The sequence below is a fragment of the Mammaliicoccus sp. RAM2 genome (assembly GCF_045897195.1).
GTDB lineage: Bacteria > Bacillota > Bacilli > Staphylococcales > Staphylococcaceae > Mammaliicoccus > Mammaliicoccus sciuri.
In genome coordinates, this window is record NZ_JBJNWI010000005.1 from 85,142 (window position 1) to 101,967 (window position 16,826).

Below are 16,826 nucleotides of genomic sequence, written 5' to 3' on the forward strand. Positions count from 1 at the left end.
CTAATTATGGAAGAAGAATTAAAAAAAGCTTTTAACCTATTCCAAGAATCCATCATTAATATACACAGTGAAGTTGCAAAGATTTTAAATAACTCTGGATTAGATGAAGTAGTTTCTAAAGAACAATATCAAACTTTAAAAATTATTAAAGATTTCCCTAGATGTACATACAGTTTTATTGCTGCTAAACAAGGTGTCTTTAAAACTGCTATATCAAACAGAATTAATAAATTGAAGAACCAAGACCTCATTGCAATTCAGCAAGGCGAAGATAAGAGAGAGAAATCTGTTATGCTAACGGATAAAGGTTTCGAACTTGTAAAGCGTACTGAAGATGTTATTTACGAAACATTTAATCGTAAACTGTCTTCTCACTTTTCAAACGATGAGATTATAACGTTTGTTAAACAATTAGAGAAAGCTAATAAACTTATAACAGGAAAGGACAATGTTAATCATGTTTGATGATATAAAAAATTTATGGACACATAAGTTTCTACTCGTATCACTTATAGCAATTATGCTTATTCCACTTATTTATAGTTCAGTATTTGTAGGTTCATTATGGGATCCATACGGAAAGACGGATTCATTAAAGATATCTGTAGTGAATAGCGATAACGGTGGAAAAATCAATGGTGAAAAGGCAGACATCGGTAAAGACGTAGTAGATAAATTAAAAGACAATGATAAATTTAAATGGGAATTTGTTTCTCAAAAAACTGCTGACAAACATTTAGAACATGGTGAATCATATGCTGTCATTTCTATACCAGCTGAAACGACTAAAAATGCAGGTTCTATGTTAGACAAAAATCCTAAAAAAATCGACTTAAATGTCAAAACGAACCCTGGTTATAGTTACACTGGTTCACAAATCGCATCTAAAGCTATTACAGCTGTTGAAGATAACTTAAGTGAATCTGTTCGTGAGAAATATATTTCAGAATCATTTAAAGGTATGAATAAATTAACAGATGGTTATAAAGATACTTCTAAAGCACTTGGACAAATGTCAGATGCAGAATCTCAACTCATTGATGGTAATAAACAAGTTGAGTCTGGATTAGAACAACTTGCTCCAATGGCTGGCGCAGAAGGACAACAACTTTTACAAGGCAGTATGAAAGTATCTCAAGGTTTAAATGATTTACAAGCTAATAACGATAAATTAAAAGCAAATATTGATAAAGCTATTAAACAATCAGATGATAAATACTTTGAAGACAAAAATGTTAAAGCAATCAATAATCCAGTCGTATCAAACGAGGATGATTTAACAGAAGTTAATAACTATGGTCAAAGCTTTGCGCCATATATCCTATCATTAAGTTTATATGTAGGTGCAGTTGCATTCTCAGCAGTTTACCCTATTGATAAACGAATTGGTGATTCTACAGGATTCAAATGGTGGTTAAGTAAGTTTGCGATATTTATGATGCAAGCTTTAGGATCAGCATTAGCACTAGCAGTCCTTTGTTTATACGGATTTGAAATTGATATTGCAAATCCAGGATACTTCACTTTAACACTCATCTTATGGAGTATCGCAGCATATATGATTGTGACATTCCTAACAATTGTATTAGGTAATATCGGTAAATTCTTAGCGATTATACTATTGATCTTACAATTAGGATCAAGTGAAGGTACATTCCCAATACAATTATCAGGTAAGTTCTTCCAAGACTTACACCCATTCTCTCCAATGAGTTATGTTATCAAAGCATTAAGAGAGAATATCTTTAACTTCACAAGTGGTGTAACTTATGGACAATCAATGCTCATAATTGGACTTATCGCAATCGTATTCGCCGCACTAACATTACTTGTATATGTTATACGTTCTAAATATCCTCACCTAAGACGTATCGCAAACGAAAACGACTATTAAGATATAGAAAAGCATAACCTCGCGTGAGGTTGTGCTTTTTTGTAGTTTATGATAAGTAGTGACGGCACCGTTAGTTACTGTTGTTGCGACTTTTGTAATTAACACACCCGTTATGAACTAGTTTGGACGAAAGTGTTTGTAACACCCTCGTTATAAACAAGTTTGACCAGAAGTGTTCGTAACGAAATATCTATTAGTACTGTTAATATTCTATTACTATTTTACCAATACTTTTTCCTTCTTCTATTAAACGATGTGCTTCTGTAATTGTTTCTACGCTTAATCCTTTTAATGTCTTGTTTACAGTTGTTTTAATCGTACCTCTATCTAATAAGTATGTTAACTTTCTCAAATATTCATGATGTGCGATCATGTCGTCTGTTTCGTATTTTGGTCTAGTGAACATAAACTCAAATGAGAATGTCACACTTTTATCTTTTAATAAATTTAAATCTACTTTATCCATAAAATTAACAAGTGCTACGATTTTTCCTCTTGGCTTTATCATTTCTGCCATTACATTAAAGTAAGCATCACTACTATGCGTATTAAAGATATAATCTACTTGATTAATTTTATGGGCTCTTAATTCATCTGGTAAATGGTGTTTATGATTGAGTACTATATCAGCACCCATTTTCTCTGACCATCTTCTTGTTTCTTTACGTGATGCAGTCGTGATAACTGTTAGCCCCAAATGTTTCGCAATTTGAGTAGCTACAGAACCTACGCCACCTGCACCATTAATAATCAGTAATTTCTTATCTTTATTGTCTTCAGGGTTAGATGAAATATTTAGTCCTTCTAATAATGCTTCAAATGACGTTAGTGCAGTTAAAGGTAAAGCTGCTGATTCAACGTAAGATAAGTGTTCTGGTTTAATGCCCACAAGTCGTTCATCTACTAATTGATACTCTGCATTCGATCCTTGTTTCGTATTTGTGCCGGAATAATAGACTTCATCACCTACATGAAATAATTCTACTTCTTCTCCGACCGCTTCAACGACACCTACTGCATCATAACCTAATATTTTAAATACCCCATCAGATGTATTTCTTGATTTCGTATCTATAGGATTTATACTCGCAGCTTTCACTTTCACTAAAATATTTCTTTCTTTAGCTTCTGGAACTGGTATATCTCTTTCTTCAAATTCGTTTGATACTTTCAAATCAAAACTGTTACTAAAACCAATTGCTTTCATCTAAAAGTCACCTCTTGTTTATAAATGTTTATGATAATAGTTATGTTCATCATCGATTTGCATGCCTAATTTTTGATATAAACGATTACCAACTATATTTGATTTTTCGGTTTCTAAATATATTGTCTCATATCCATTTTCTTTCCCATAAGTAAATGCTTGATTCATTAATTGCTCACCTATTCGTTGACCTCTCGCATCTGCTGTTAAAAATAAATCATTAATAATAAGTAGGTTTGACATTTTCATTGATGACAACATTTTGTATAGTTGTACAAATCCTATCACTTGCTCATTCGCTTCAGCTATAAATATAACAGCTTCTTCACGAGAAATATTTCTATATATAAATTCATACGTCGTCTTTATATCTGATTGTTGACCAAAATGAACACGATAGTCATCAAATACAGAAACAACTTCCTCTATCTCATTGAGTTGTAATCTTCGAATATTCAATCCATCACCTCATTTATCATTAACGGTCTCCCATTACAGTTTTAGTATCAGCTTTTGCTTTTGGACGAACGACAAGTTCACCATTACATTCTGGACATACATAATATAAATTTTCAGCGCATTCTCTGCAGTATGTTGTTTCTTGAACACATATAAAAGCATTACTTTTCTTATGAAATTCATAACCACATTTTTCACAATTCGGTTTCATCTCTAAAGCCATTTCTATCACTCCATAAAAATATGTTAGTATATACATAATTATCATATCACTTTTAAGTACATAAAATGAATTTTAAGGTGTGATTCTATGGAAAAAGAATTCGTAGGTAAATGTGCAAAATGCCAAACAGATATTTATTGTAATAGTGGCTTTATCGAGGGTGTTGTGCAAGAAGATAAAACATTATTATGCTTTGACTGTACTAACAAAAAAGAGAGAAAAGAAACTTAATCGTTTCTCTTCTCTCTTTTATTATACGCCTTGATCTAATTTATCTAACATTGATTTCATCAACTTAATTTGACCAGTATGATAATTCGTATGCAATATGCCAAATGAAATTGTTTCTGCAAAAGTATCCATATTCGCTATTGGTGCTTTTCTAGATTTGTCCATTTGTTCATCAAGTGCATTTAATATTCTTTCTAGTTGTTGATTTAATATACCTTTTAATTCTTGGAAAGTTGGCTCAACACCTGTAAAATCTTGTGGTGAAGTACCTGGTGAGAATGATTTACCTAACTTTTCACCGAGTATATTACCTTCTTCACTTGTACCAAAGACAAATGATTCATTTGCCACAATTACGTGACCAAGTTGCCATTTAATATTATTTTTTGCTAACTCCAGTTGAAAATCCGCTTGTTTCTCATCTATATCTTTGACAACATCAGATAGCATACTATAAGAAATTCGGAACTGCGCTTCTATCATTTCAATTCCCTCCGTTTTTACTCAGTAATCGCAAAATAATTACCTTGTTTATCATGAAAATTAAATACTCTACCCTCAGGCATTTCTATAATATCATGACCAGTTAATCCTTGTTCTTTTAACGACTTATATAATTCATCAAAATTCGAAGCTTTAAACATTAAAGAAGGTGTTTCTAAACTCACTTCAGGACTGTACTTTTCAATAAAAGCTTTATCAAATAATACAAATGACGTTTCAGCATCTTCACTAGGCGCAATTTCTACAGACTTGAAACCTTCAGGCAACTCATCTTCAGACTTCACAACAAAGTTCATTACATCCTTCCAAAATTCAACAGCCTTTTCTTGATCATCAACATATAACATGACTTGATGTAACTTTTCAATCATACATATCACCTTCATTCATTTATTACATTTAGAATACGCTATATACGATTCAAGTGCAAAAATAACAAAGTTTAATTTCACTCTGCATCCTTTTCATAAACCATGATGTCACCAGGCTGACAATCCAAGTATTCACATATTGCTTCTAGTGTACTAAATCTAACAGCTTTAGCTTTTCCAGTCTTTAAAATAGATAAATTTGCAATCGTAATATCTACCTCTTGAGCAAGTTCAGTCAGAGAAACATGCCTCTCTTTTAATATTTCATCTAATTTAATTTTTATCATCTTGTCACCCTTAAACAGTCAAATCATGTTCTTCTTTCATTGATTCTGATTCATTATAAATTGTTAAGAAGTTTAACATCATTAAAGAGATACTTAGCAATAATACCGTTGTATAAGGAGTAGTACTTAATAATTCTTTATATGTGACGTCAACACCAATTAAACTCTTCATTGAGTTTAATGTACCATATACCATGATAATGATTGAAGAAAAGAATATTTTATTGTAATTTCCTGAATTAAAGAAATCCTTTTTGTTGATGTTCTTTATAAAGCTCAACACGAATATAAAGAAAGCAATTAACAATAGTGCTTGAATAATAAAACATATCATGTAGTATAATACGCCACTCTTTATATCAAATGCAGTACTCAAAGGTACTTTTCTAAAGAAAACCACAAGATTAACAACCACTAATAAAGCATGTATGATCATCGCTATTAATGTAATCAAATAACTACGTTTTTCAGTATTACTAATATTACTCATCGAAATCTCTCCTTTTTATCGTTTTTCAATAAAAGTTTAACATCATTTTTATTGTTTATCAATAAAAATTATCGTTTTTCGATAAAAATAAGCATAAAACAGTCTAACTGCTTTATGCTCGGATAAATTTTTATTTGCATATATCCTTTAACGCTTCTAAATGATTTATAACATACGTCGCTATATCCCCGTTACCAAGATTTTGATGGTCAAAGTAACATGAATCAATGCCATATTCATGCGCACCAGCAATATCAGATGTTAACGTATCTCCTATCATTAAATAATGTGACATATCATCGTCTTTAACACCACTTAAACAATGATCAAAAAATTGTTTATGAGGCTTTTCAAATCCCATTTTCTCAGAAATAAAATGATCATCAAAATAATCAAAAATACCTGCATCATTCATTCTTTTCATCTGAGTTTCATAAACACCATTAGAAGCACTATAAAGATGATAACCCGCTTCTTTCAAATAACTTAATATATCTTTCGCACCATCAACCAGCTCATGATTATTATTCAACGTCTTTCTAAAAATAGCTTCTTTAGCACGCGCATCAACATTTAAATCAAACAGCTCAAAAAACTCTTTAAAACGAGTCGTTAACACATCATCCTTAGAAACCTTGCCCTGCTCAAGCTCTAACCATAAACGCTTATTAATATCCTGATACTGTTTAAAATTCAAATCATTAAACACAATACCCTCAGATTCAAAAACCGCCCTAATCCCTTCCCTTTCACCAGCATTAAAATCTAATAACGTATTGTCCAAATCAAATAAAATATGTTTATACATCGAAAGTCCCCTTTTAGTCTGTAAGGTTATGGAATATATTATACCATTACATATAAAAAACACTCCTCGAAATTGTTCGAGAAATGTTGAAACGATAATAGCTATATAGATAAAACGTGTGAAAAGCATTAAGAAATTATTTGAATCAGTAGGATAGATTATAGTTGAATACACCTTTTAAATATTATATTCTTACAATAATATATAAATAGCAATTATTCATTCTGCCATAAATTGTATATTTGTGTCCTCTTATTAAAAGCTTCTTGTCCTCCTTCCATAATATTAACAATTTTACTTTGAATATCTTTATTATCAATACTTCCAGATTCTACAATTATCTCTTTTTCATCATAAGACACAGCAATTACCTGTTCAGAGTCACCCAATACTGGAATATTAGCATTATGTGTCGCAAAAACAAACTGAACTTCAGGCTTCCTTACTTTTACCTTAGTGATTATTTCATTATAAATCACTTGGTTATCTAGATCATCTTCTGGTTGATCTATCATGATCAAGTTGTTATCTTTTTGAGATAAAATGAAAAGAACTAATGCTGATGCCCTTTGTCCAATAGAATGTTTTAAAATAGGTTTTCCATGATACTTTATTTCAATTTTGTTAGGTGTTCTAATCTTTAATAGTTCACTATAGCTTTCTTTGATTTTTTCTTTTAACTTTGATAACTGAATTTCAGTTACTAGACTAGAAGTTTTTTTAGAGTTTTCTAATAAAATATCTACTATAAGGGATAAAAAATCAGAATGTTTTTCACAGATAGATTTATAAGTATTTTGATTTATATTAGATCCTCTAAATGATTGTATTAAATTTTCGAGAAAAATCTCTTTATTACCTTTAAACTCAATACTTAACTCAAGTGCGTCTTGATTTGAATTAATTTTTTCAATCTCTTCTTTATAAACTTGGAATTCTTCAAGTAATAAATCATTTCTTTCAACTAAGGAAGTTCGAATTTTAGTTTTAATTTCATCTTTTCTACCTTCTTGGTCAGTAACTTGATCTATAGACTTTATTAAATTTTCTTCTTCAACTTTAAGCTTTGCAAAATCATCAGGATTTAAATTTGGTATATCAATTTCTCTTTTAATCTCGGCAAACTCTTCCTCAAGTGATTGTATAGTTTGTTGAATATCAACTAAATATTTTTTAACTAGTTTGGAACTGGAATCAATATTTTCTATAATTTTCTCAATTTCTTTTTTGTTACTAATTATAGTAGAAATTTCTTGTGATAACTTTTTAAATAAATCTGGTACTTCCTTAGATTCAAGCTCACTTAGTTCAATAAGTTCTTTAAAATTATTAGAATTCAATAATTCTTCTGCATTAACCTTGAAGTTTTTAATTAATTCATATGCGTTCTTTATATTTCTTTCATCCTTCTGGAAATTAACCTGTTTAGATAGCTTTGACGATAGACCTTTCTCTTCAAATATTTTTATCTTATGCTCTATTTCACTTAAGTCTCTCCTTAAATCAGGCAAAGTATCGATTTGATCGTTTAGATTGAATAATTGATTGATTCCATTGATTAATTTATCGTTTATTCTATCTAAATTGACTTGAAAAGATTTTGTTTTCTTTCCAACTAATTTATCTAATAATTCTAGTTCAAATCCATTATCCATGTATGATAAATCTTTTTGTCCAAAATATAAAGGAGTTTGAAGGATAGAATTTATTGTAATTCCAATTTCAGAGTCATTATCATCAAGAATATGAGGTGTTTCTCCTAATATTCTTTTTATTTTATAATTATTTTTATGATTATCTTGAAGTTCAATTATTACTTGTCCACCTGATTCTATAAGGTTTTTTACTACATCTGATTTATAATCTTCATCAGCTGTTGATGGTGACATATCTAGAGTATATCTGATAGCCTCTATTATACTTGACTTACCACTACCTCGAATCCCAATTAAACTATTTAATTCCGGTGATAAATTTATCTTTTGATTATTCATTTTTCCACCAATGAATTTAACGGATTTTATGTATCCATGATTATACTCTTTTTTAGACAGAGAAATTCTATTTTGATAGTCTTTGAATGCAAGTACTACTGAATCGAAATTCCCATCTCCAATCTTAATATAAGACTTATTTCCCTTTCCTATTTGGTCAATAGATTTGCAATCTGAACCCTCAATATATGGGAGATTATACCCCATCCAGTTTTCAAGTTGCTTCATTTTGTCTCTAGTTCGTCCTTTTTGAAAACCAAGAACTTTACTTTTAAACCAACTATTCTTGCTTAACGATTCTATAAGACCTCCGTTACACTCATTGAAAAAACCACTTTTTTGCTCAATGTGAGCCATTATAATGAAATAATCATTGTTATACGACTCTAAACATTCAATTGTTCCAGACAAGTCTTTATTACAACGCGTATTTTCATGTTCCCTATTTTCAATACCTTTAAAAACTTCATCAAGAAATTGATTAATATTTTCCGATTTCCCATTAATCCAGTCTTCATCTTTAAATACTATCAAACAATGGATACCATTAGCTCCCTCTTTAACAGATAGCTCGACTCCTGGTAATAATGTTATGTTTTCTCTTTTAGCTTTTTTCTTCAAGCCTCTATATTCATTTAGATCGAACTTATTATGATTAGTAATAACTCCTAATTTAATATTTTCTTTTTTTAGTTGCTCTACATAATCACTTATGAAGCGATCATCATCTCCAGAATAACAAAACTCTTTGTCCACTCTAGTATGAAGATGAAAATCTGCTCTTATCCATTCTGTTCCGCTTTTAAACATGATATCCCTCCATTTAATTCTGTATCTTAATATTACCATTAAAAGATAGGTATTTATTATGTATTACAAGTCTATTGTACTACTTCATCCTAATTTTTCTTGGAAATTTATCGGCAAATTTCGACTAAATTTTTTAAATTTACCTGTATATGCTTTTGGAATCTAATTAATAAAATAGTGTTAAATTCAAAATTTCCTTTTCTATATACTCTTACCTAATATCCAACATATGTAAAAAGTTTATTTTATTATGACTGACTGAGCCACAATATATATTATCATTTATATTCCTATGTTTAATAAAATTCTTTAATACTTCCCTAGAAGTTATTGGCATTTCATCAAATGGTAATTCGTCAATATTAAACCATTTTAAATCACCTTCATTTGATTCAATATCCCTATCAAAAATTTCATTTAGTTCTGCAAAATAATAGTAATTTTGTCTAACTTCATTATTAACCTTCCTTAAAGTAATATATCTCAAATTCAAATTTTTAATATCTTGTAATTCAATATTTAACTCCTCATTTAATTCTCTTACTATGCATTCATATGGTTTATCTAATTCATTATCATTAAAATGTCCTCCAGCCGATCCAATCCATAGGTCATTTAGAACTCTACTACCTTTACGATATAGTAATAATATTTCATCGTTGTTAATAATATAAATAGAGGTCATACTTCTTAGATTATTAATCATAAATTAGACGACACCTTTAATCCTTTCTATTTCTATTAATTCACATTCATGAAACTTACATTTATAAATATCAGGTTTTGATGATGATTTCCAAAAGTCATATCCGATATTTTGATCATAATAATTTAAAATACAGGTTAATATATTTCCATGAGTACCTACTGCTATATTTTGAATTTCATCATTATTAAGTACTTTTTCAATTATTGGTATTGCTCTATTTTGAACTTCTCTCGTACTTTCGCCACCTTCTAATTTAAAATCAATATCTACAAAAGATTTTTTAATTGTATTTTCTAATGACTTTTCATCAATCTTATATTGACCTTTTAAAGTTTTTTCTCGTAATTCCTCAAATTCTTCTATGTTTTCATTATGAGCTAATGGTTCTAATGTTTGTATAGCCCTTTTATATACACTAGAGATAAATGAATCAAATTCAACATCATGTAATTTCTCTGAAACCTTTCTTGAATCTATAATCCCTTTTTCAGTTATTGGTCGCTCACGTTCTTGACAAAATACAAATTTAGATTCAGCGTGTCTAATAAAATAAATGTATGTAATCACCTATGAATTCCTCTCGACTTAATTTAAAGTTAAAATCATTCTATGAAATTTTTACTTTCACAAACTTTCTTTTGCCTACCTGAACTATCATTCCATTTTCAATATTTATCGATTTTTTATCCTTTAATAATTTTACTCCGTTAATCTTAACTCCACCATTTGCAACCATTCGTCTTGCTTCACTTTTTGAGTTGAATAAAAACAACTTCTCTGTGAGCAATTCATATGTATCATATACACCTTCTACTAGTTCCAATTCTTCTATATCTTCTGGTAATGCATTTTTCCCAAATACATTGTTAAATTCTTGTTCAGCAATTCCCGCTTTTTCTTCACCGTGATATAAAGAAACGATATGTTTTGCAATCTTCATTTTTGCTGTTTTAGGGTGTATTTTATTTTCTTTGATATTTTTAATTAAATTATTTTTATCCTCTAAACTATAATGTGTAACTAAATTGATGTATTTCTCCATTAAATAGTCTGGATAGCTCATTAATTTTCCGTACATATCTTTAGGACTTTCATCTATTCCAACATAGTTTTTTTTTGACTTAGACATTTTTTGTACACCATCTAATCCTTCTAATAATGGTAGCGTTAATACTACTTGTTCTTGCTGATTATAATGACCTTGCATATGACGTCCCATCAATAGATTGAATAGTTGATCAGTCCCACCAATCTCAATATCACATTCTAGTGCTACTGAATCATATCCTTGCATTAAAGGATAGAAAAACTCATGAAGCGCTATTGGTTTATTATTCTTAAATCTATTAGTAAAATCTTTACGCTCCAATAATCTTGTTAACGTTATTGATGAAGAAATATTTAATATTTCTTCCAAGTCTAATTTCTTCAACCATTTTGAATTATAAAATACATCAATATTCTTTTTATCTATAATTTTTGAAATTTGATCAAAATATGTTTTTGCATTATAGATAACTTCTTGATCTGTTAATTGCTTTCTTGTCGCTTCTCTATCACTCGGATCTCCTATTTTTCCTGTAAAATCTCCAATAATAATTTGCACCTGATGTCCAAAATCTTGAAATTGTTTTAATTTATTAATTACTACTGTATGTCCTAAATGAACATCAGGTGCAGTTGGGTCAAGTCCAAATTTAATTTTTAAAGGCTCATTGCTTATGATTGATTTCTTTAATTTCTCTTCGAAATTATCTTTACTGACAATATCTACAAGTCCATTTAATAATGTTTCTTTTTGTAATTCAAACTCCTTCTTCTGTTTAACATTTAACTCCATAAATAATCCTCCTCAAAATAAAAAGCCCATACATAATGTATGGGCGTATAATCGCGGTACCACCAAACTTGATTCTCTAATAACATAACTAAAAAGTTACCAAATTGATTTATATAGAAGATGTATTCAATATAGATTAACTACTGATTTCCAGCTACCATCAGCTCTCTTAAAGTTTAATAAATACTTACTTGTTCTTCCTCAATTAATATTAAATTAAAATAATTATATTATTTTCTAAAAATTCCGTCAATGAAAATTTTGAGATTCTCTGTTAATATAAATTTTATTCATTACAATTTAAGCACCTATTATGTGAATAAGTATTAAAAAATAGGACTCCATTTTCTAACATGAACTTACCTAATTTTTTCTAGTTCAATTACTTTTTTATAATCATCAGGTATTGAAATAATCCATCCTGTTTTACAGTACTCATTTATTGACCCTTATTTCCTAAAATTTAATCAAAGACTTTTATTATTTAATCATACCACCACATATATTTCCACATACAAAAAAACACTCCTCGAAGTTGTTCGAGAAGTGTTGAAACGTATATTCGATTGAACACAAATTGCATATACAATTTGCGTACCAAAGCTGTAAGCGAAGAAGTACGCAACAGCTTTGCCGATATTAACGTTTTGAGAATTGTGGTGAACGACGAGCACCTTTAAGACCAGGTTTCTTACGTTCTTTCATACGTGGGTCACGTGTAAGTAATCCAGCGCGTTTTAATGATCCACGGTATTCTGGATCTGCTTCTAACAATGCACGTGCAATTCCGTGACGGATAGCTTGTGCTTGTCCAGTGAAACCTCCACCTTGAACGTTTACTAAAACATCGTAGTTACCTTTTGTTTCAGTTACATCAAATGGTTGGTTTAAATCTAAAATTAATGATTCAAATGGTAAGTAGTCACGTACGTCACGTTTGTTAATTGTTACGTTACCTTCACCAGGTACTAAACGTACACGTGCTACTGAATGTTTACGACGACCTGTGCCTTTATATTCAACTTGTGCCAATGTAGTATCCTCCTCTTAATTAACCACGTAACTCGTAGTTTTCAGGTTGTTGTGCAGCATGTGGATGCTCTGCACCAGCATATACGAATAATTTTTTACCTTGTTTTTCACCAAGTTTGCTCTTAGGTAACATACCTTTGATAGATGTTTCTAATAAACGAACTGGGTTTTTCTCTTTTAATTCACCAGCAGATACTGATTTTAATCCACCTGGGTGATTTGAGTGACGGTAGTAAATTTTATCTTGTTCTTTATTACCTGATAAGTAGATTTTTTCAGCGTTAATGATGATAACGTTATCTCCTGTATCAACGTGTGGTGTGTAAGTTACTTTATGTTTACCGCGTAAGATTGATGCGATTTCTGATGATAAACGACCTAACGTTTGTCCTTCAGCATCAACAACGTACCATTTGCGATCGATGTTTGCTTCATTAGCCATAAATGTTTGACGCATTATAGTGTCCTCCTAAATTTTAAAAAAGTTCTGGGTTAAGATGTATGTAATTACCTGTACCAAAGCTTCATACATACATCTTATTTCCTTAGTCTGATTCCTGCTTCTATATCTTAAAACACAATAAGATTCCGGGGCTTATCGTGGTGGTGATATAAAACAATACCGTTGTCTATAATATAATTTATTTGTCTTTTTGTCAATTGGTTTTAAACATTTTCTGAAGACTTTTTATTATATATTTTGATACCATTTCCGAACTCATTAATAAGTTCTGCTTTATCTAAATAAATTTTTTCTAAATATAGACCATGTGCTGGTGCTGTATGTGGTACTTTGTTTCGATCTTTTTCTTCAAGAAGCTGATGAATATCATCACCGCTTCTCTTCCCTTCACCGACGAGTATTAAATAAGCGACCATCACTCTTACCATATTGTATAAAAAGCCTGATCCTGTAACGATAAATTCAAATCCATCATCTGTTTCAACGACTTCACTTTGATAAATTGTACGTTCTTTATTTTGTACTTCAGTCTTTTGTGAACAGAAACTTGTAAAGTCATGTGTACCTATAAAATGTTGTGCAGCTTGATTCATCAAATCAATATCAACGGGTTTCTTTTGTTGTACTTTTGTGTCATGTTCAAATACATGTCTTTCTGGATCGATATAAACTTTATAACGATATTTCTTACCTACACAATCATACCTACAGTGAAAGTCTTCATCAATTTGTTCTACACTTTGTACATGTATATCTTTAGGTAATGCCGAATTAAAAGCATATTCCCATTTATCTGGTTTAATATTTAATGGTGTATCAAAATGAAAATATTGCTCAATAGCATGCACGCCTTTATCCGTTCTACTTGAAGGATGTATTCTTACAAATGTTTGATGCATTCTTTTTAGAATTCTCTCAAATTCATATTGCACAGTTCGTTCATGATGTTGAATTTGAAATCCCATAAACTGTCCACCGTGATATGAAATTTTCACTAACATTCTCAAAGTCTGCACCTCAATTCCTTAATAAATATAATGCTATTGCTACAACAATAATTGTTGCGAATCCAATACTATCTCTTAGTTTCCATTTTAATTTACGATAGGTTGTTCGTTGATTTGAAGCGTTATAACCTCTAGCTTCCATAGCCACTGCTAAATCATCTGCTCGTTTAAACGCCGATATAAACATCGGAATGAGTAGCGGAATAATAGCTTTTAATCTGTTAAATATACTACCTGCTGTTACGTCAGATCCTCTAGATGTTTGTGCTTTTATGATTCTATCTAATTCATCCATTAATGTTGGGATAAATCTAAGAGATATGGACATCATCATTGCGAGTTCATGGACTGGGAACTTAACCTTTTTTAATGGTCTCAACATTGATTCTATTGCATCTGTTAAGCTTATCGGACTTGTTGTTAACGTCATGATTGTAGAAATCATCACTAAAAGCGCAAGTCTTAAAACGATAAATGCACCTTGTACAATACCATTTTGTTCAATTGTGAATAGCTTTAAATCAATGATGACTGGTCCGCCTTTCGTCACAATTAAATGCATGATGAACGTAAAAATAAACAGCAGCATTACAGGTGTTAATCCTTTAATTAAGAACCAGAATCTTATTTGTGCTAAATACATGATGATTAATACAGTTAACACCATAAAGCCATAAGATGCCCATGAATTACAAAAGAATATTAATATCATAAATATAAATACATACAGCATTTTCATACGTGAATCTAATCGATGGATAATTGTATTACCAGGTATGTATCGCCCGATTATTAACTTATCAGTCATGAGGCTTCACCTGCTTTTCATACATATCTTTAAACATCTCTTCACTTGTCGCGATTTGATCAAACTTCATATCATATTTAGCTTCAACTGCTTGTTGAAGTTTAATAATATTAGGTGGCTCAAGATGCGTTTGATTCAGAAGTTCATTATTTGTAAAAATATTAACTGGCTTATCTTCTGCAACGATTTCACCAGCTTTAATGACTTTAACTTCATCCGCATATTTAAGTACGATATCCATTTGGTGTGAAATTAAGATAACCGTAATACCGAGATTTTCATGGATGTCATTGAAGAGTTCCATCATATCATGTTGCCCTTTCGGATCTAAGCCCACTGTAGGCTCGTCAAGGACAAGTATTTCAGGTTCCATAGCTAATACACCGGCAATGGCTATACGTCGTTTCTGACCACCTGAGAGCTCAAATGGCGATTTCTTTAATAAGCTACGATCCATGCTTAACAAATCCATAAGAGATTCTGCTTTTTGAATAGCTGCTTCTTTATCCGTACCGTAATTGAGCGGTCCAAAAATAATATCTTTTTCAACTGTATCTTCAAATAATTGATGTTCTGCAAATTGAAAGACGATACCTACTTTTTTACGCACTGGCGCTAATTTCTTTGATTTCGTCTTCTTCGTAATATTTGTATCGCCGATTTTCAATTGTCCTTCAGTCGGCTTTAATATAGCGTTTAAGTGCTGAATTAATGTTGATTTACCAGAACCTGTTTGGCCTACAATGGCATAAAATTTAGATTCTGTGAATGTCGTCGAAACTTGATTTAAAGCTCTATATTGATATGGTGTCTTTATACTGTAGTCATAAGTGACTTGATCAAACGTTATTTTCATATTCGATTCACCAACTGTTCGAATGTTGTATATTCATAATTATGATTGAGCAAGTAGTTCATTCTCATAGCAAAAGGTAAGTCTAAACCAATTTCAGTTAAATAGGCACCTTGCTTAAATATTTCTTCAGGTATGTCTTGTTTATAAACTTCACCTTTATTCATAACAATAATCTCATCAGCATTAACAGCTTCTTCTAAATCATGTGTAATAGAGATAACTGTTAAGTGGTGTTCAATTTGAATAGATTTAATTAAGTTCATAATACTCTCTTTACCTTCAGGATCAAGCATAGCTGTCGCTTCATCTAAAATCATAATGTCTGGTGACATTGCTAATATGCCTGCAATAGCGACACGTTGTTTCTGTCCACCAGAAAGATGACTTGGTTCGAATGTTTTCATGTTTGACATGCCAACTTCTGTTAATACCTCATCAACTATTTCATGCATAACGTGATAGTCTATACTTTGATTTTCCATACCAAATGCTACATCATACTCTACAGTTGAACCAATAAATTGATTATCAGGATTTTGAAATACAATACCTACATGTCTTCTCACTTCATCAATTGTATCGTTCGACAGTAAGATGCCATCAACTACGATTTCACCTTCATAATTTTGGTTAATACCCATCATTAATTTAGCAATTGTAGACTTTCCTGAACCATTATGTCCGACAATAGATGTCCACTTGCCTTTTTGTATATTAAACGAAACATTGCGAAGTGCAGCTGGTTCATTTTCATCATATTTAAATGTAACGTTCGAGAACCTAATCAAATTTTCCTGCACCATAACATTCATCCTTCAACAAGTTAATTACTA

At 30.7% G+C, this 16,826-nt stretch carries 21 protein-coding genes; 3 read left to right on the forward strand and 18 right to left on the reverse strand.

Features of this window, described 5'->3' with window-relative positions:
• Nucleotides 1–6 precede the first annotated feature (6 nt).
• The gene (locus ACJTHF_RS08680) at nt 7–465 is read left to right on the forward strand and encodes a MarR family winged helix-turn-helix transcriptional regulator (RefSeq protein WP_048541036.1); all 459 of its coding nucleotides are present in this window, start codon (nt 7–9) and stop codon (nt 463–465) included.
• Entirely contained in the window at nt 458–1,894 is a 1,437-nt protein-coding gene (locus ACJTHF_RS08685) for a YhgE/Pip domain-containing protein (protein WP_058591219.1), read from the forward strand. The genes ACJTHF_RS08680 and ACJTHF_RS08685 overlap by 8 nt, the downstream gene beginning before the upstream one ends.
• A gap of 202 nt (nt 1,895–2,096) precedes the next feature.
• On the opposite strand, the gene ACJTHF_RS08690 is transcribed toward ACJTHF_RS08685, so the two are convergent.
• The 3 genes from ACJTHF_RS08690 to ACJTHF_RS08700 are packed head-to-tail and all read right to left on the reverse strand — an operon-like array spanning nt 2,097 to nt 3,783.
• Complete coding sequence (locus ACJTHF_RS08690) at nt 2,097–3,101, reverse strand: zinc-binding alcohol dehydrogenase family protein (protein WP_058591135.1); 1,005 nt, start codon at nt 3,099–3,101, stop codon at nt 2,097–2,099.
• Between the two features lie 18 nt (nt 3,102–3,119).
• On the reverse strand, nt 3,120–3,560 hold the full coding sequence (locus ACJTHF_RS08695; RefSeq protein WP_058591136.1) for a GNAT family N-acetyltransferase: 441 nt from the start codon (nt 3,558–3,560) through the stop codon (nt 3,120–3,122).
• Nucleotides 3,561–3,579: 19 nt separating this feature from the next.
• Nucleotides 3,580–3,783 carry a DUF1272 domain-containing protein gene (locus tag ACJTHF_RS08700; protein ID WP_037589002.1) on the reverse strand — a complete coding sequence of 68 codons (204 nt, stop codon included), beginning with the start codon at nt 3,781–3,783 and terminating at the stop codon, nt 3,580–3,582.
• A gap of 87 nt (nt 3,784–3,870) precedes the next feature.
• On the opposite strand from ACJTHF_RS08700, the gene ACJTHF_RS08705 reads away from it, so the two are divergent.
• Complete coding sequence (locus tag ACJTHF_RS08705; protein WP_171992045.1) at nt 3,871–4,014, forward strand: hypothetical protein; 144 nt, start codon at nt 3,871–3,873, stop codon at nt 4,012–4,014.
• Between the two features lie 21 nt (nt 4,015–4,035).
• Here ACJTHF_RS08705 and ACJTHF_RS08710 read toward each other — a convergent pair whose 3' ends face one another.
• The 15 genes from ACJTHF_RS08710 to ACJTHF_RS08780 form a co-directional block, all read right to left on the reverse strand.
• Nucleotides 4,036–4,497 carry a DinB family protein gene (locus ACJTHF_RS08710; RefSeq protein WP_025906453.1) on the reverse strand — a complete coding sequence of 154 codons (462 nt, stop codon included), beginning with the start codon at nt 4,495–4,497 and terminating at the stop codon, nt 4,036–4,038.
• A 17-nt stretch (nt 4,498–4,514) separates the two neighbouring features.
• Nucleotides 4,515–4,886 (reverse strand): VOC family protein, encoded by a 372-nt coding sequence (locus tag ACJTHF_RS08715; RefSeq protein ID WP_025906454.1) that lies wholly within the window; start codon nt 4,884–4,886, stop codon nt 4,515–4,517.
• 80 nt (nt 4,887–4,966) lie between these two features.
• A complete protein-coding gene (locus ACJTHF_RS08720) occupies nt 4,967–5,176 on the reverse strand; it encodes a helix-turn-helix domain-containing protein (protein ID WP_025906456.1) in 210 nt (69 codons plus the stop codon).
• Between the two features lie 10 nt (nt 5,177–5,186).
• A complete protein-coding gene (locus ACJTHF_RS08725) occupies nt 5,187–5,666 on the reverse strand; it encodes a hypothetical protein (RefSeq protein ID WP_078354928.1) in 480 nt (159 codons plus the stop codon).
• Nucleotides 5,667–5,796: 130 nt separating this feature from the next.
• Nucleotides 5,797–6,474 carry a YjjG family noncanonical pyrimidine nucleotidase gene (locus ACJTHF_RS08730; RefSeq protein WP_232157251.1) on the reverse strand — a complete coding sequence of 226 codons (678 nt, stop codon included), beginning with the start codon at nt 6,472–6,474 and terminating at the stop codon, nt 5,797–5,799.
• Nucleotides 6,475–6,689: 215 nt separating this feature from the next.
• Nucleotides 6,690–9,278, reverse strand: a complete 2,589-nt coding sequence (locus ACJTHF_RS08735) for a TrlF family AAA-like ATPase (protein WP_075578139.1) — start codon at nt 9,276–9,278, stop codon at nt 6,690–6,692.
• Nucleotides 9,279–9,489: 211 nt separating this feature from the next.
• Nucleotides 9,490–9,984, reverse strand: coding sequence for an NUDIX domain-containing protein (locus ACJTHF_RS08740; RefSeq protein WP_232157253.1), 495 nt, complete (start codon nt 9,982–9,984; stop codon nt 9,490–9,492).
• A gap of 3 nt (nt 9,985–9,987) precedes the next feature.
• Nucleotides 9,988–10,554, reverse strand: a complete 567-nt coding sequence (locus ACJTHF_RS08745; protein WP_107609005.1) for a histidine phosphatase family protein — start codon at nt 10,552–10,554, stop codon at nt 9,988–9,990.
• Nucleotides 10,555–10,594: 40 nt separating this feature from the next.
• Nucleotides 10,595–11,827, reverse strand: a complete 1,233-nt coding sequence (gene tyrS / locus ACJTHF_RS08750; RefSeq protein WP_232157254.1) for a tyrosine--tRNA ligase — start codon at nt 11,825–11,827, stop codon at nt 10,595–10,597.
• A 639-nt stretch (nt 11,828–12,466) separates the two neighbouring features.
• Nucleotides 12,467–12,859: a 30S ribosomal protein S9 gene (gene rpsI, locus ACJTHF_RS08755; protein ID WP_025906473.1), complete on the reverse strand. Its 393-nt coding sequence runs from the start codon at nt 12,857–12,859 to the stop codon at nt 12,467–12,469.
• Nucleotides 12,860–12,878: 19 nt separating this feature from the next.
• The gene (gene rplM, locus ACJTHF_RS08760) at nt 12,879–13,316 is read right to left on the reverse strand and encodes a 50S ribosomal protein L13 (RefSeq protein WP_025906474.1); all 438 of its coding nucleotides are present in this window, start codon (nt 13,314–13,316) and stop codon (nt 12,879–12,881) included.
• 209 nt (nt 13,317–13,525) lie between these two features.
• Nucleotides 13,526–14,329: a tRNA pseudouridine(38-40) synthase TruA gene (gene truA / locus ACJTHF_RS08765; protein WP_232157256.1), complete on the reverse strand. Its 804-nt coding sequence runs from the start codon at nt 14,327–14,329 to the stop codon at nt 13,526–13,528.
• A 10-nt stretch (nt 14,330–14,339) separates the two neighbouring features.
• Nucleotides 14,340–15,137, reverse strand: coding sequence for an energy-coupling factor transporter transmembrane component T family protein (locus ACJTHF_RS08770; protein WP_078354931.1), 798 nt, complete (start codon nt 15,135–15,137; stop codon nt 14,340–14,342).
• Nucleotides 15,130–15,993 (reverse strand): energy-coupling factor transporter ATPase, encoded by an 864-nt coding sequence (locus ACJTHF_RS08775; protein WP_078354932.1) that lies wholly within the window; start codon nt 15,991–15,993, stop codon nt 15,130–15,132. The genes ACJTHF_RS08770 and ACJTHF_RS08775 overlap by 8 nt, the downstream gene beginning before the upstream one ends.
• Entirely contained in the window at nt 15,990–16,796 is an 807-nt protein-coding gene (locus ACJTHF_RS08780) for an energy-coupling factor transporter ATPase (RefSeq protein WP_058591144.1), read from the reverse strand. Before ACJTHF_RS08780 ends, ACJTHF_RS08775 begins: the two co-directional genes overlap by 4 nt.
• Nucleotides 16,797–16,826: the final 30 nt, after the last annotated feature.